Source organism: Rhodopirellula baltica SH 1 (genome assembly GCF_000196115.1).
In the GTDB taxonomy this organism is placed as follows: Bacteria; Planctomycetota; Planctomycetia; order Pirellulales; family Pirellulaceae; genus Rhodopirellula; species Rhodopirellula baltica.
In genome coordinates, this window is sequence record NC_005027.1 from 6,986,687 (window position 1) to 7,001,605 (window position 14,919).

Annotated in this window: 13 protein-coding genes, 1 tRNA gene and 1 pseudogene; 8 read left to right on the forward strand and 7 right to left on the reverse strand. The window is 55.6% G+C overall.

The window, feature by feature from the left end; all coding sequences use genetic code 11:
* Window positions 1-51 precede the first annotated feature (51 nt).
* Together RB_RS27000 and RB_RS27005 are read right to left on the reverse strand one after the other, a co-directional pair.
* A complete protein-coding gene (locus RB_RS27000; protein WP_164922589.1) occupies window positions 52-414 on the reverse strand; it encodes a hypothetical protein in 363 nt (120 codons plus the stop codon).
* Between the two features lie 607 nt (window positions 415-1,021).
* Window positions 1,022-2,191, reverse strand: coding sequence for a M20 family metallopeptidase (locus RB_RS27005; RefSeq protein WP_011123991.1), 1,170 nt, complete (start codon window positions 2,189-2,191; stop codon window positions 1,022-1,024).
* A 58-nt stretch (window positions 2,192-2,249) separates the two neighbouring features.
* Here RB_RS27005 and RB_RS27010 point away from each other — a divergent pair.
* The 8 genes from RB_RS27010 (at window position 2,250) to RB_RS27050 (ending at window position 9,596) form a co-directional block, all read left to right on the forward strand.
* A tRNA-Pro gene (locus tag RB_RS27010) sits at window positions 2,250-2,324 on the forward strand.
* 576 nt (window positions 2,325-2,900) lie between these two features.
* Window positions 2,901-3,176 carry a hypothetical protein gene (locus RB_RS27015; RefSeq protein ID WP_164922591.1) on the forward strand — a complete coding sequence of 92 codons (276 nt, stop codon included), beginning with the start codon at window positions 2,901-2,903 and terminating at the stop codon, window positions 3,174-3,176.
* Between the two features lie 185 nt (window positions 3,177-3,361).
* Complete coding sequence (locus RB_RS27020) at window positions 3,362-5,122, forward strand: SEL1-like repeat protein (protein ID WP_231846034.1); 1,761 nt, start codon at window positions 3,362-3,364, stop codon at window positions 5,120-5,122.
* 201 nt (window positions 5,123-5,323) lie between these two features.
* On the forward strand, window positions 5,324-5,803 hold the full coding sequence (locus RB_RS27025) for a hypothetical protein (RefSeq protein ID WP_011123994.1): 480 nt from the start codon (window positions 5,324-5,326) through the stop codon (window positions 5,801-5,803).
* Window positions 5,804-6,626: 823 nt separating this feature from the next.
* Window positions 6,627-7,397: a hypothetical protein gene (locus RB_RS27035; protein WP_011123997.1), complete on the forward strand. Its 771-nt coding sequence runs from the start codon at window positions 6,627-6,629 to the stop codon at window positions 7,395-7,397.
* A gap of 474 nt (window positions 7,398-7,871) precedes the next feature.
* Window positions 7,872-8,252 (forward strand): hypothetical protein, encoded by a 381-nt coding sequence (locus RB_RS27040; RefSeq protein WP_231846035.1) that lies wholly within the window; start codon window positions 7,872-7,874, stop codon window positions 8,250-8,252.
* 180 nt (window positions 8,253-8,432) lie between these two features.
* A complete protein-coding gene (locus RB_RS27045; protein WP_231846036.1) occupies window positions 8,433-9,152 on the forward strand; it encodes a leucine-rich repeat domain-containing protein in 720 nt (239 codons plus the stop codon).
* 21 nt (window positions 9,153-9,173) lie between these two features.
* Complete coding sequence (locus RB_RS27050) at window positions 9,174-9,596, forward strand: DUF3750 domain-containing protein (RefSeq protein WP_011124002.1); 423 nt, start codon at window positions 9,174-9,176, stop codon at window positions 9,594-9,596.
* A 155-nt stretch (window positions 9,597-9,751) separates the two neighbouring features.
* On the opposite strand, the pseudogene RB_RS27055 reads toward RB_RS27050, so the two are convergent.
* From RB_RS27055 to RB_RS27075, 5 genes and pseudogenes are all read right to left on the reverse strand, one after another.
* Window positions 9,752-10,903: pseudogene (locus RB_RS27055) on the reverse strand (FAD-dependent oxidoreductase).
* 170 nt (window positions 10,904-11,073) lie between these two features.
* Window positions 11,074-11,478, reverse strand: coding sequence for a carboxypeptidase-like regulatory domain-containing protein (locus RB_RS27060; protein ID WP_011124006.1), 405 nt, complete (start codon window positions 11,476-11,478; stop codon window positions 11,074-11,076).
* A complete protein-coding gene (locus tag RB_RS27065) occupies window positions 11,475-12,500 on the reverse strand; it encodes a DUF1559 domain-containing protein (RefSeq protein ID WP_011124007.1) in 1,026 nt (341 codons plus the stop codon). Before RB_RS27065 ends, RB_RS27060 begins: the two co-directional genes overlap by 4 nt.
* A 79-nt stretch (window positions 12,501-12,579) precedes the next feature.
* Window positions 12,580-14,211 (reverse strand): permease, encoded by a 1,632-nt coding sequence (locus tag RB_RS27070; RefSeq protein WP_011124008.1) that lies wholly within the window; start codon window positions 14,209-14,211, stop codon window positions 12,580-12,582.
* Window positions 14,208-14,543, reverse strand: coding sequence for a hypothetical protein (locus RB_RS27075; RefSeq protein WP_231846037.1), 336 nt, complete (start codon window positions 14,541-14,543; stop codon window positions 14,208-14,210). Before RB_RS27075 ends, RB_RS27070 begins: the two co-directional genes overlap by 4 nt.
* Window positions 14,544-14,919: the final 376 nt, after the last annotated feature.

Genomic DNA, 14,919 nt, shown 5'->3' on the forward strand with positions numbered 1-14,919 from the left:
CCAGCCACATCCACGCTGAGAACCGATTTGGCGTCGATGCGTTCGTCCTTTCTAGGAAGACTTACGCCGTTTTTGACGCAGGTGATCCAGTCGATGGCGAACGTGCCGCATCGTTCGCAGAGCATCCAGTCCGGCCAGCATCAGAATGGTCATCAGCGACAACATCACCGAAATCCAACAGCAAAGCCATATGGCATGGTTTCTGGGAGTGGCCAAGGTCGCGACCAAAACCAAGATGCCACAAACCAAGAACAAGAAGTTCACCCGTTTTCGAGAGCGACGTCGGCGTTGCATGTAGGACTGATCGATTTCTTCGTCGAATCTTTCATGCGACCAGCCGACCTGTTCGGAACGCTGCAACCAAACAGCGAAAAAGATCAGTGTGCTGGCGAGGACCAAACCACCGGCGAACATGAGGGAACCTTTGAAAGAGAAGCAAACCAACCGGTGAGTCCCACCCGTCGGATCCAATCATCGTAGCACGTTGGTTGAGAGCTTCTAGCTTCTAGCTTCTAGCTTCTAGCTTCTAGCTTCTAGCTTCTAGCTTCGTGCTTCGTGCTTCGTGCTTCGTGCTTCGTGCTTCGTGCTTCGTGCTTCGTGCTTCGTGCTTCGTGCTTCGTGCTTCGTGCTTCGTGCTTCGTGCTTCGTGCTTCGTGCTTCGTGCTTCGTGCTTCGTGCTTCGTGCTTCGTGCTTCGTGCTTCGTGCTCGTGCTCGTGCTCGTGCTCGTGCTCGTGCTCGTGCTCGTTATCCCACTCCGCTCTTCTATTTCACCCTCCCTCCGGGAGGGTCGAGCGAAGCGAGGGGAGGGCCGAGCACTGAAAACGCAACCATTTCAAAGTGTCAATTTCACTTTTTCAATGGAATCCAAAGCGAGTTGCCCTGCACAGTCGCACCTCCCAAACAAACCACAACCGTCATCGCTCACACGCTGCATCTAACTCCAACTCCAATTCCAAATTTGCAATGTCCACTTTGCAATTTGCAATCCATCCCCTTTGGACCTAAGCCCCTTTCCCAACTCTATCCCCCACGCTGTTCCAGCATCCATTCATGCACGACCCAGATCACCGCAGCGATGCTTTCACCGCTGCAGTTTTCCGGAATGTCTTGCGTCGTGTGCCAATACTGCGGCGCCCTGAATCCCGGTCGCGGGTAATCGAAATCGATCAAGTCCGTGGTGGGGATTTTTGCGATCTGGTTCAGAGGAAGATGATCATCCCGGATCGCTTGGCTGCGAGCCCGTGGCACAAACGCATTGACACCCAAGCGTTTGGCGGTCGCCCAAATGGATCGGGTCACGTCGCGGGCGTATCGCAAACTGTTTCGTTCATACAGCAACTGCAATTCGCGATCCGCGATCATGTCCAGCAACACGCCGCTTTGATATGGAACCGTGGGTGGCTCGAGCAAGTATTGCTGGGCAAACAGTGTTGACCCAAGAAAGTATTCGCCGCTCTGTTCCCCAAAAACAAACTCCTCCGCATCAAACAACACCACATCCACCCCGATATCTGATGGCAACGTTGGGAATTGGTGGCTCAGTTCCATCAGGGCTGCAGCACCGCTGGCCCCATCATTGGCGCCCACAAAGACTCCTTTGGGATCGCGACGATCTCGATCGGGATAGGGCCGAGTGTCATAGTGGGCACACAAAAGAAACCGAGTTGGGGCGTCAGGATTCCAAGCGGCGATCAAGTTCGCGATCGGAACGTTCTCGCCCGTCTGCGGGTGCCTGATTTCGCCGCGTTGCAAACGGACCGTTCCGCCGTTTGCTTCGAAGACTTCCGTCAGCATTTTTTGCTGCTGCAACATCGCCGGGCTTCCGGACGGCCGCGGCCCCAGGTCACAGATGTCGACCAAGAAACCAAAGGCGCGGTCCGCGTCGTAGCGTTCTGGGACGGGGCCGAGAGCGGCGGGAGCGACCGCCGTTGAGTCCGGAGTGCGGACCATTTGCCAAACCGCCACCCCGACGTATGCGAAGACGGCGACGACCGCGAGCGTCAACAATCGCCGCGGCCAATTCCCACCGCGGGAGTTCGTTGCGAAGTCCATTTCTGTTCTCGACGGGGAGGGATTCTCGGGCACGGATCGCGCGTGGCGATGGGAAGAATCCGTTGTTTTTGTTGCCGCCTGCCTAGCCAGATCCATCGCCAAATCTTCCTGCGGAAGCCGCTCAAAAGGGGAGTTCATGAAAGTGGCTGTTCACCCTAGCGAACTCGAGCCAACTTCGGTAGAGTTTTGGCCTTCACGGGATGTGGCTCAGCCTGGTTAGAGCGCTGCACTGGGGGTGCAGAGGTCGCAAGTTCGAATCTTGTCATCCCGACTTTCTTTCGCGGTGTCGCACACCGCCCCCTGCCGAGGCGGCCCTGCCACCGGCTCCGATTGGAGCCCGGCAATCTCTGGCACCAGAGTAGAACAGTTGTCCCCAACTGTTCCGTCGGGCAATTCTCAGCCGCCAAGCCCCGTCGCCTCGCCAAGTCCACTGCGAACCGTCCGCGTCACGCTGTTCCATGGCTCTACCCTGGCACGCAAACATTTGGGGACAAATGTTCGACTCTGCCCGAACTTCGCTCGTGGGCTATAGGGCGTCAGCGAACAACTTCGATTTTTGAACCACACAAGCACGGACGGGTGTTGTCGTCGCGGTTTAGGCCGGATCCTGAGAGCCGCCGGTCCGGCAATCTACGGCACCAGAGTAGAACAGTTGTCCCCAACTGTTCCGTCGGACAGTTCCCAGTCGCCTAGCCCGTCGCTTCACCAAGTCCACTGCGAACCGTCCGCGTCACACTGTTCGATGGCTCCACATCACCGAGGAATCCTCCGCCGTGGAGGAGTGATGGGAATGGACTTGGCATCCACAGGGACCTGTCAGTCGGATGCGTCGTCGCGATTACTAAAGATGCAAGATTCCGACAAGCGAATTAAACGGTCTGCGATGATGTTGAATCCCTATCAACCACCGGAAGCAGAACCACGAGCGTCCAAAGAGTTTCCCAGGGCGAAGCGAACTTACACGCTGCGAATCATCACTGGGCATGTGGTACGGATTTTGGCTGCAATGTCATTCGTCATGCTGCTTGGCTCGATGGTGATCGATGAGATTGGCGGTGTTGCGCTCTTTGGCTGCTTGACTGGATTTTTCGTCGTGTTGTCTGCGGCGACGGTCAGCCGGTGAAACGACGGTTTGGGGGAAGGAGCACGATTTCTGCCCCCCGGATGCGGATCGTGACGTAGCTTCCAATTCAGACTTCGACTTTGCGATTCTGCGCTGCGCAATTCATCCACTGAGACGAAAAGACTTGCTCCATGCAGTGTCGACACTGGATTCTATCGGTAGCAGTCGCTTTCGGCTGTCAGGCAATGCCGACGACCGCCGCCTCAAAGGAAAACGGCGACTCTCATGTTGCTCAGCAGACCGGTCGAAAACCAATCGTCGACGAGTCCATCACCGACCGCGGCGAAAGCGACCCCAGTCAGACTCCTTCATTCGATCAAACGCCTTCGATGCCTAAAAATGTGCCTCAGCAGGGCAAAACGGCATGGAGTTCTTTGATCCTCGGTCGCTTGCGAGAAATCGACAAGACGCCCTTCCGGGATGAGCTGGAAGCAGGCCAGATTCAGAAGTACGCAGACCTTGGGCATGCACATGCACAATTTGTGCTTGGTTGCATGCACGCGGAGGGGCTTGGCGTTCCGCAGAATGACGTTGAAGCGGTTCGCTGGTTCCAGCGTGCTGCCGAGCAAGATTTCGCGGTCGCACAAAATTGGCTCGGTTCCATGCACCAGCAGGGCCGTGGAATCCGCCAGGATGATGTTCAAGCATTTCGTTGGTTTCATCGAGCTGCTCAACAGGGTTTGTCAGATGCCCAGTTCAACCTTGCACTTTGCTACCGCCGTGGAACAGGCACGCCTCAAGATGATTTTGGGGCGGTTCACTTTCTTAAGCTGGCGGCAGAGCAGGATCATAGATGGGCACAATTCGATCTTGGGTGGATGTGCTACGAACGGAGAGGTGGTGCAGGAAACGATGTGGACTCCGTTAACTGGTACCGTCGTGCCGCAGTCGCGGGTTTGGACTCGGCGCAATACAACCTTGGCTACATGTACGACGTCGGACTGGGAGTGGAACAAGATTTCGTCGAGGCCTCTTCGTGGTATCAGAAAGCTGCCGATCAGAACCATGTCATGGCCCAGCGAGCGATTGGAATGATGTACCGCGACGGCGACGGGGTGACACAAGATCACTCATTGGATGTGGAATGGTTTCGCAAGTCTGCAGCGCAAGGGTATGCGCTCGCGCAAGAATCGCTGGCGAGCATGTACTTCCATGGTCGCGGTGTGCCGCATGACTACCACGAGGCACAGGAGTGGTACCACGCTGCTGCGACGCAGGGAGAGCGGTGGTCGCAGCAGAAGCTTGCCTGGATGCACATGGTTGGACGTGGTGTTTCCACAGATGAAGCACTTGCTTTCTATTGGGTGCAGAAAGCCGCCATGCAAGATCTCTCATGGTCTCAAGCCGAGCTTGGTAGGCTGTACTATCCGGGCCAGGGTGTGTCGCTAGACGACGCCGACGCGCTCAGATGGTTTCGAATGGCCGCAGAACAAGATAGCCCCGCGGCGCAGTACATGATCGGGCTGATGTATAGCGAAGGGCGAGGAGTCGAGGCGGACGAAACAAAGGCAATCCAGTGGTATCGAAAAGCCGCCAAGCAACACTACGCCCTCGCACAAAACAACCTGGGCAGAGCTCACCAGAAGGGACTGGGCGTCGCTCAGGATGATTTGATCGCGGTGCATTGGTATCGCAAAGCCGCAGAACAACAGCTTCCCGTCGGCCAATCCAATCTCGGATTCATGTACTTGCATGGCAAGGGCGTCGAGGCAGACGAAGAATTGGCTGTTGAGCTTTTTAGAGAAGCTGCTGAGGCCGGTGACGCGGAAGCCATCACGGTACTCGCTCAGCGCGATGAATTTCATCGATCCCGGCGGCTGAAGCGTATTGCTTCAATGGTTTCTACCATCGGAGCATCACTGGCATTGGTTCTCGTCATGGCGAGAATCTTGAGACGTCCAAAGATGAAAACGTTGCCGACCGGGTTGAGTGGAATGGGTGGATAGTAGCTTGCTCGCATGATGTGGCACGCCGAAGCACGAGATCGAGCAGTGTGAAAATCGTGGTTGCGGAATCGGGCTCGTATGTTTCGTTTGTACGTCGGTAGAAGGCCAACGGCCGCACGAAGAAGACGCGATTTTCGTATCATAGCTCGTCGGTAGCCGCCGCCTTGTGATCCGTCTGTTGCCCCGCTGAACGAGCCCTTTGTGATCGCTGAACTCATTGCTGCGAACAACCCAACCGCACGACCGGGGAGTGTGGATGAATCAGCCGTTTGTTTCCTTTCCGGAAGCGGCGTTCCGGAGTGGATGGTCCGTTCTCTCACCGCGACTGCGTATGACGAGTGGATGCCGCTGCAGAATCATTTCATCGCTCCCGTGAATCAACTCCGCGAGCTCAATAACAAAGATCTGTATCGTCCTTGGTTTCAACGGCGATACCTCACCATCGGCGGTGGCTTGAATGGCGATCCCATCACGATCGACCTGAACACCCTGCTGATGTGCTTCCTCTTCCACGATCAAATGTACCTCCGGGAAAATGACCTTCCCGACGACTTTGTATTGCACACCCCACTCACCTACACTGACTTTTGGACCGGAGTTGCCAGCGATCCTTCCTTCCCGGTCGACGCTTACGACGCTGAAGCACGCTGGGGACGATTCCCGCGGAATTGTGCAGGATGATCATCATGGATGTTGACCCATGGTCACCAAATGCGAACTGGACTGGAGCGTGTTTCGGCTGACCAGACCAACAACCCATTCAACGGCGACACACTTCGCTTCAAATTGCCTCGCACAGCCGGACTTGTTGACAACATGTGGACTTGCCCGCATTGCAATGGAAAGACCGACGATGAATTCCAGATCTGTTGGACTTGCCGAATTCCGCGTGGGGGTTCTGCTGCTGATCACGAACTGAAACAGTCTGCTCCTGTTCGTAGGGGCTCGCTGCCCGTCTCGCCGGAAGGCTCTGGTACCAATGTGGGAATCAAGTGCGATGCCGCGCTTGTTCAGACGCGAGTCATCTGCATGCTCCAGGGCTTCACGGCGGTAGCGATGTCGGCTGCATCGGTCTGGTTCTTCACCAGTTCGCAGGTGCAGCTGAAAGCATTTACGACCTTTTTTAGCCCTGCGTCGTTGGGATGGAACCAGTTCGCGACCTTCGTTTGGTGGTCGATGTTTTCGCTCGTGAGTCTCTCGCTTTTGTCCCTGGGGGCAGCCGTTTGCATGTACCATCAACGAGGTTGCTGGTTTTGCATTTTGGTTTTCGCAATGCAGTCCTTGCTGTGGCCAATCGGTACCTTTCTCGCCCTTGTCTCCTTTGCCGTTGCATTGCAACCAGGTGTGATTGATTCATTCTGGCGAGCTGGTGGGGAACGAATGTGATATCACGAATGGCAATTGCACGCGTCAGGAGGATTGATGACACCCACCATCGCGTTCCAGTCACCCTGGTTTTTCATTGATCAATCATGCCGAACGTCTCCCGGATGGAGTGGATCCTATGAAGAGCATCGCCAGTCTCGTTGTCGCAGCAATGTTTGTGATTTCATTGCCCGGAATGTCCGACGAGCCACCCGATCCGTTTTCGGACAATGAGATCACACCGCGAGAGGGCGCCCCCAAGTACGACCCCACAAAGCCGTGGAGCGAAGAAAACCGATTGCGACTGACTTTGTCTGTTATCAAGCATCCGACGGATCGATTCGATTCCGCAGTCGTTTCGTTGACGGCAAAGAACATCAGCGATCAACCGCTTCAGCTCGATTCTGAACTGATCATTGGTTTCAATGTTCATTTTCGTACTGACCTTGAACCGACTGACGATCAGATTCGAGTGTTGCCAGATCCACGCTGCGTCGACTACAGGAATGAACAGGATCGAGCGAAGCCGACAAAGGCCGAAGCCGCTTCTCGGTTCACTATCCTCAAGCCGGGGGAGGCGATCAATCGTCGAATCGATCTTGGTGAACCGTTGCTTGGCGGAGGCGCAGGCCGAGCGTACATGATGACAGAATCGGGTGAAATGTTTGACATTGAAACCTTCGGCGAAGGTTCATCCGATCTTGTCTTTCCAGCGGAGGCGAGCGAGCTGACTTTGCGTGTGTACTATGAACGTGGCGTTGGATGGACTCCAGATAGCTTGCTCGAGGAGTATTTCGGTCTACCTGTTGAGCAACTGAAGGTGCCTTGGAATGGACGAGCGATCTCTGCGTCACTGGTCCTGAAGCTGGAAAGAAATCAAGCGGCGAACGATGGTGCTGTATCAGAGTGACTCAGCTTCGTTGATCACAGTCGCTACCGGGCGGGGAATTCCCACCGGCTGTTCATGCGGCTGGAGTCAGGTTCTGGTGGGTGATTTGGGCTTTCATCTTTTGTACTGATATCAGCGATCTTATTTTTCTGTGGGACGACGGAATCGCCCTGTGCGAAATGCCTTGTTCGCCTTTTTGACGCTAGGAATCTTCTTGAGCTCACTGGCTGTTGACGCTCTGCACATCTTTGTCTTTCAGCACAACTGGCAACCCGCCTGACCGCTCGTGTCTAACCGGGCGAATCGCAAAGCGATGAACCCAAGATGCGAAGCCGGGCGGTTGCGAATGGTAAGAGGAGTTCCCGCGAGGCAGTTTTTATGGACGTCAAATTGACTGACACGCTGTTGGTTTTGCGTGGTTTGATGTCGCTTTGTTGGCTCGCTAGCTGGTAGAGTCCGTTCAAACTGGTCCATGATCTCGATTTGGAGATCCTGATGAAAAACGTCAGCAAAATGATGGCTCCTGTGGCGATCCTTGTCACTGTGTTGCTCGCGGGGACATTCGCATCAGATGCGTTCGGCGAACGAGGCTCGCAAAAGCTGACATTGCCCGACTTCACCGAGGTAGACGATTTGAGAGCATTCCTGTTCGAGAACGGTCACGATTCGCTTGCTCTGTCTCGATTGGAAGTTGAATCTTCGCTTCCCTGCGGCAAAGAATTGGGGACAATTCAAATCGTCGGCGATTCCAGGTACAAGCGAGTTGTCTATCTTCTTCCATTGGGTGGAAACGAAGAGAGGCTGGTGCTTTCATTCGCAACACCAAAAGGCGCAAATGCGGAGAAACTGTGTGGCTTCTGGATTGAAACGATTTAGCGAGGGCAAATTGCATTCACATGGAACAGTGGCACATTCTCTCTCGTTTTATGCGCATCGATCACCACCACGTGATCATGTTGCTCGGCATCCGAGCTGACCCATGAAGATGAATGGCAAGTATCAATGGCTGATGAATCCGTTAGGCGTGAACCACATCGTCGACGGCGATTGCCTCGGGTGAGTCTTCGACTGCTTCTGGTTGCGGTAACGCTTTGTTCCATCTGGTTTGCCAGGGTTGCTTCCACTACCAAGCGACAGAAGGACGCGGTTGCTGCAATCTCTCAACACGGTGGTAATGTCATTTATTCGATCGAGGTGGACTCGTTCAACACGGTGTCCAGCATTCGTTCACGATTGCTTATGGCGGCCATCGAGTACGTTGATCTTGATTTGATTCTCCCGGTGACCGAGGTGCGTTCGCGATATCTGGAAGCTCCGAGTCTTCAGCGAGGCGAAAAGTATGCGCCGAGCAGCATCGTCGATGCCCTGCCCGACTTGCCATCGATTCAAACTTTGTACTTAACGCACACAGAAATCCAAAACGCCGCCTTGGCGTCCCTGTCACATCTAGGCGATCTACGCAGGCTCGACTTGTCGATGACGCGTCTTCACGAAGGGGATCTGTCTTCGATCGAGTCGCTAGATCTCGTTCACTTAAATTTATCCCGCACGCGGGTGAATGACGAAGGGCTGAAGTCTCTTACCAAGATGACCAATCTAGAAACCCTCAACCTGACTCGAACGAAAGTGACCGGTCACGGGCTTCGCTACATCCAATCGTTGCCCCGTCTGAAGACACTGCGGATAGAACGCTCATTGGTTTCGAGTGACGACTGCGAACGATTCAAGCAGCTTCGACCGGACGTCAACGTCAAATGGTCGGCGTTATCGCTTTGAACCACATTCTCCGACCGACTCATGAATAATTTGGAGTCGCCAATCGCGGTTGATCTGTGGGCCGCGCGGATACCGGGGTTCGCGTGTATTGCCGAGCACCACTGGTTCATCGTTGCTCGACCAGGAACTGCGAGCCGCTGGGAGGTTTGGCAGACTCCCTGCCAGTCCGAGGTTTCTTGGGGTCATTTGCACTGTGATTTGCTTGGTCTGACATCCGGCGTTGGCAACGGCCCTGGTCGTATGCTTCGGCGGTGGAGTGGTGCTGATGCTTGTGAGTTGGCTCAACACATCGAAAATGCACCGTCGAACTATCCGTGGATTGATACGTACCGCGTTTTTCCTGGCCCCAATAGCAACACATTCGTACAATGGGTGCTCGCTGGTATCCATGAACTCGGCTGGCGTGGAATCGGGAGGGCCTATGCACGCCAAGCGTTCTCTTAACACTGTTCAACAGCTCCACCTCAGTACGCAAACTTTGTAGGGCAACTGTTCCATTCTGTCCGAGCTTTGCTCTTTGGTCGGGTGTGTCTCGGAGTCAGCTTGACGATGAGTTGTGATGACGATTATTGACGCTTCGCTGACCACGGACTGGGGTTTCAGAACCATCCGTTTTGTAGGCCGCTCAGGGTTTTCAGCATGCGGCGGCGAACCCAGGGCACTCTGGGAAACCAAGGGAGGCCAATGTTACGGCACGTGGCAGACAGCGGCACATTGGATTGAAAGAACGGTGTCAGCAATCGGGTCAGCGATTGGTAGTAGCGGACCTTTCGTTGCCGAAGTGTCTGATAGCGGACAGCTGCTTGTTGGAAGGTTCCCGTGTCAGCGATTGCATCCGCAAAACAGGCTGCGTCTTCCAAGGCCAAGTTGACGCCCTGGCCTAAATGGGGACTCGACGGGTGAGCCGCATCGCCGAGGAAGACGATCTTGTCTGTGTGCCATTGTCGCATGCTGACGTGTCGGTAGCCGGCGAACGTCATCTCTGTGAATTCGTTGATGGAATCGAGGAGTTCCGTGGCGGGTTCGCACATGGTAACGACCTCCTGTTTCCAGGCCGGCAATCCTCGTTGGACTAGTCCTTCGTAGTGATCGGTGCGCAGTCCCCAGAAGAAGCTGCATTGTCCATTGCCAATCGGTAGCAATCCGACCAACCGGTTGGTGCCGTCAATGACTTGATGCAACCGATTGTGAACCTGTGAGCAAGGGCCCGTCGCCCATATGGCAGCGTAGTCTTAGTTGATGGTTCGTGAACCGAGTTTCGCCGCGGTTCTCAATCGAGATCGAGATCCGTCTGCAGCGACGAGGAAATCAAAGGGGCCGTGTTGGGTGCCATGTTGGTCGATCACATAGACGTCGTTTCCATCATTGCGAAAGTCGCAAATTTGGGTCGATGTATGCAGACGGACGTCGGACTGATTGCATAGATTCATCAATTGCTGAAAGAGCAACCCGCGATGGACGCCGTAGGCAAAGTGGTTGTCGCCGAGGTGGCCGTAGTTCAATTCAATCAGTGGTCGGCCGGAGAGTAGGAACGCCTCGATGCCTTCCAGTTTGGCCGCCTGACGAGCAATCGTGTCAAGGATTCCCAAACGATCCAACACGACTTGCCCACTGGGTTGGAGCATGATGCCCGCACCAATCGCTTGGCACTGGGCCGCTTGTTCAAAGATCGTGACTTGATGGCCCGCTGATGCGAGCAGATGACTGACCGCGGTACCGGCGATGCCACATCCCGAGACCGCAATGTTCATCTCGGTTTGCTTTCGATTGAGTGACTGTGGTTGTAGGTCGAGGGTGATGCATGATAGCCGACGACTGGCGACCACTCCTCGGAACCGTAGGGTCGATCGAAGGCGACTCTGGGCATCGACGGTGGCGCATCCGTGATTGCTCTATCTTTTCAGGGCGTCTTTCAAACGGACTACGGTGTGGGATCGAGTTCCACTCGAATGGAGTCCGTGCGGTCGGTTTGGTTGGAATATCGCAAGTCGCTGGTGTAATAATCAGCGTAGCGTCGAGGGACCGTTTGGCCATGATCGTGATCGGCTGCGGCAACGTCTTCCGTCATCACAATTTGTACGACGACCATTTCATATTCGCCCGGTGGAAGGGATTCATTCCCGTCTTGATCGCGCAACGCGAACGTTCCATCGCTCGCAATTCGTCCGGCATACCGAGCACCCGTCTCAAGCGAGCGGAATTCGATGCTGCCGGACTGAACCGGATCACCGTCGGTGTACTCGACGATTCCCGTAGCGGGTTGTTGGCTCGAGCACCCTGTTAGCGTCACCACCAACAACAGCATCGCAAATCGAAAATCGATCATTGTTCCAATTCCACCACCCGAGCGTCACGGCGGTTGGCAAGTGAGCCCAGTACTTTTGTGTCCGTGAAGGGGGTGAACATTCTCACGCTGCCATCGACCAAGGCAAAATGGACTCCGGCGGGATGCCAGCTTCCAAACGAGAACATGTCAGCCAGGACATCACTGGGGCCGTTGGCCAACCGCAGTCCGGGACCCGCCAGTCGACTGGATGCCGGAAGGTGATCGCCATCGTAGGCGGGTGAGTCCTCGGGGAATTGAGCAAGGCGATCAAGCGGGATATATTTCTCACCGAACAAAAACGTGCTCGACGTTCCATCCGTGACAGAAGCCATGCGAATGCGATCGGACGGTGCGATGGCCTTGCCCGCTCTGCAGTCCGGTCGCACGCTGATGATCACGCCGGTTCCATTTTCGCCGAAGTAAAAGTCAGTGGGGGCTCCGGTCGCACCGGGCGTTAAGTCACCATGATTGCCGGCATAGTCACAGAGAGCTCCTTCGACACTCAACGATACATCAGTGGGACGTGGTGGAAGAGGGCAACCGCACGGGAGTCGGCCACCACCGCCGGATTCTGCTGAGCGGAGTTCTCGAGTGCCGGTCGGTTGTGTTCCTGAGCGTCGCGAGGGACAGAGGAAGATTTCGGGAACAACCGTCCGGACATTTTCGGGATGTTGATGCCAGGGTTTGGAAAAATCCCATTGGCTACCCAGCGAGGCTTGCTCAATATACGGCATCACCCGAGCCAGCCACGTCGGTGTTTCCAAACCGCATTGGTCGGCGGGATCCGCGTCCGGACGCGATTCATATCTTGCCGGCGGGAAGTAGCCGAGCACGTCATGGTGCATATGCGTGGCCAGTGCCAATTGCCGAATGCGGTTTTTGCAATCGGTGCTGCGAGCGGCTTCGCGTGCCGATTGAACGGCAGGCAGCAACATCGCCACCAGAACGCCAATGATCGAGATGACCACCAGCAATTCGACCAGCGTGAAGGCACGGGGTTTGATTTTTTTGACTACCAACATGAAACGGATCTTCCGCAGAAAGAGGGCGCGTCAGTCCGGTCCGACCGCTTGCGATTGTAGTCTCGCTGAATGGCGATTGTCACGGATCGGGCCGAAATGACCGCACCCAGCGGGAGTTCGTAGCCAGAATATTCCTCACGACCTGTTGTGTTTCGTCCAGTTCAAACGGATCGTGTTCCAATTCATGCTCAAGCAATTCGAGTTTTTTGCGGATCAAGTAACCCTGCATCCGCTGGTAGGGCCGGATCTGCCCCGTGCGGATGAAGGTGCCGACTTCCATTCGGCGGCTCCAGTCCTCCCAGACGGGCAACCAGTACAGCGCATGCTCGGCTTGGCCGCTATTGGCGGCTGCGAGACATTCGGCCCGGGCCATGCTGATTTCATCCAGGCATTCTTCGGCCGATGGGTAGTAGGCGAAGCAGGCTACGACGCTCATCGCGACCAACCCTGCCAACATGGTCGCTCCGATGACGCCCGGCGGGACAACGATGTCGAGTCCCTTGCGAGCTTGTGTGTCTTGCGAGGAAAGAGAGGAGGCAAACGAGTCGGCTTTGGCGGTGCTCACCAACCAAGCCTCATCGATTTTCATCAAACGCAATCCGATACCAATCAGACTGAGAACACCCAGCACGGAGAGGGCGGCGATGACGCTGAAGTCGAGTCCCTTCACCACCAAATCATACAAAGCGTTTGCATTGAGGCTGTGGTGAATCGACATCGGATTGGCGTAGACGTCAAACGCATGCGTGTGACCGGCAGGTTCGACTCCCGGTGGAACGAGTGGCCGGTTGATCGCGTACGAAATGCCCAACACAATCACCAGCAGCGAAGCGGTCCAGCATGCGGTGGCTTTGAATCCGTAGTTCTTTCCGAACCAAAACGGTGTTGCCAAGTTCATGCCGGTGCCCAAGATCAACAGCGTGAACGCGGCACCGGGCGAATTGGCATGTTGGAACATCATGCCGAGTTGGCTCATGGCCAACATCGGTGTCGCATAAACCGGAATCGCGACCCCGAGCATTGTGAGAGGGGCGAACCAATCATCGCGTTCAACCGAATGCTGCATCGCTCCGAAAGGCAGGGCCGCTGCCAGGATCGCGAGTCCAGACAACGCCAACATGGTCAGCCCGAGATTGACGCCCGTCAGCTCTCGGGAGAAGTGAACGAACGTCGCCGCGAGTCGTCGCAAGCCGATCAGGCGATCTTTGGGTTCGTCATTTGTGCTGTTTGTTTGCGAATCATGCTGGCTGGTAGGATCACCTTCTGTCGCTTTGCGTTTGGACCATTTTTCGATTGAGTCCCAGAACAACCCCAATGCAGTGACGATGATCAGCGAGCCAAATGCAAACAGCAGGATCACCATCGGACGGCTGAGCGTGAGCCCATAGAGCAGCGAGAGAGGATTGAACAACGGTGCGGATAACGCGAATGCTGACATGGCTCCAGGCTTCACACCCGCCCGACGCATCTCACGCAAAATCGGCAGCACGCCAATCGAACAAACTGGCAACAGCATCCCGACCAACCACGATTGCGGCAGCGATCGCAGGGTGTCGCCTCCGAACAGTCTGCGTGTGCCTTTTTCGCCCAGGTAGTACCGAATGATCGAGGCAATCAGCATGCCCACCAGGAAAGTTGGCGCCGCAGCGGCAAAGCCTCGAAGGACGCGAACGAGTCCGCCCATCAACATGATCGAAATGGGTTGGCTCATGATCCGGTTGCCTTCAAACTGGCGAGTTGGTCAGGGATTTTTGAGATCGATTCGTCGATCAGTTGGCAAAGCGATTCGATTTGTTGCAGGTCATCGTTGGAGAACGGTTCGTTCGTTGCCTTCAAGTTTGCCGAGACCGCTTGGCTGCTCTCGTGCAACGGAATCCAATCGGCTTCTGAGAGGTTTGTGTCGGCGGCAACTTCACCGACCCATTCGACGAGGTCTTCGATTTCATGACGCAATTGTTCGTCGGAGAAATCGTTGTTCGCGGAGATGCGGCTGCGCAGTTTGCTCGACAAGTCAGCAAGGTCTTCGGGCCAGTGCGATGACACGACGTGATCGTGTTCAAAGTTGGATGTTTTGGGAGCATCGTCCGTGCTGCAGCCGGCCAGCAAGAGAAGCAGTGAAAGGGTGAGTGCGGAGGCGATGCTCGGTCTTCCCAAAGGGAGATTGAAGCTGGAAAGAACTTGGGTCTGTAGGGCGAGAAAGCGGTGCAACCAAGCGAGAGGTTGGGGCGCAGTTCTGCCACCACCCTCCCCCTGGGAGGGTCGATCGAAGCGAGGGGAGGGTTCAGCACTGAGTCCAGCGCGTAACCCTCCCCGGCCCGAAGCGGGCCGACCCTCCCAAGGGGAGGGTGAAGTGGAACCGCCCGGCTTTTGGGAGGGTTGAGCGAAGCGAGGGGAGAAGCTGGGAAGCACTTTGGTTTGT

Coding starts and splice junctions, on each gene's coding strand:
- RB_RS27040 (WP_231846035.1), top strand. CDS start 7,872: ATGAAAAACGTCAGCAAAATGATGGCTCCTGTGGCGATCCTTGTCACT.
- RB_RS27065 (WP_011124007.1), bottom strand. CDS start 12,500: ATGTTGGTAGTCAAAAAAATCAAACCCCGTGCCTTCACGCTGGTCGAA.
- RB_RS27035 (WP_011123997.1), top strand. CDS start 6,627: ATGAAGAGCATCGCCAGTCTCGTTGTCGCAGCAATGTTTGTGATTTCA.
- RB_RS27060 (WP_011124006.1), bottom strand. CDS start 11,478: ATGATCGATTTTCGATTTGCGATGCTGTTGTTGGTGGTGACGCTAACA.
- RB_RS27020 (WP_231846034.1), top strand. CDS start 3,362: ATGCCGACGACCGCCGCCTCAAAGGAAAACGGCGACTCTCATGTTGCT.
- RB_RS27005 (WP_011123991.1), bottom strand. CDS start 2,191: ATGAACTCCCCTTTTGAGCGGCTTCCGCAGGAAGATTTGGCGATGGAT.
- RB_RS27050 (WP_011124002.1), top strand. CDS start 9,174: ATGAATAATTTGGAGTCGCCAATCGCGGTTGATCTGTGGGCCGCGCGG.
- RB_RS27000 (WP_164922589.1), bottom strand. CDS start 414: ATGTTCGCCGGTGGTTTGGTCCTCGCCAGCACACTGATCTTTTTCGCT.
- RB_RS27015 (WP_164922591.1), top strand. CDS start 2,901: ATGCAAGATTCCGACAAGCGAATTAAACGGTCTGCGATGATGTTGAAT.
- RB_RS27070 (WP_011124008.1), bottom strand. CDS start 14,211: ATGAGCCAACCCATTTCGATCATGTTGATGGGCGGACTCGTTCGCGTC.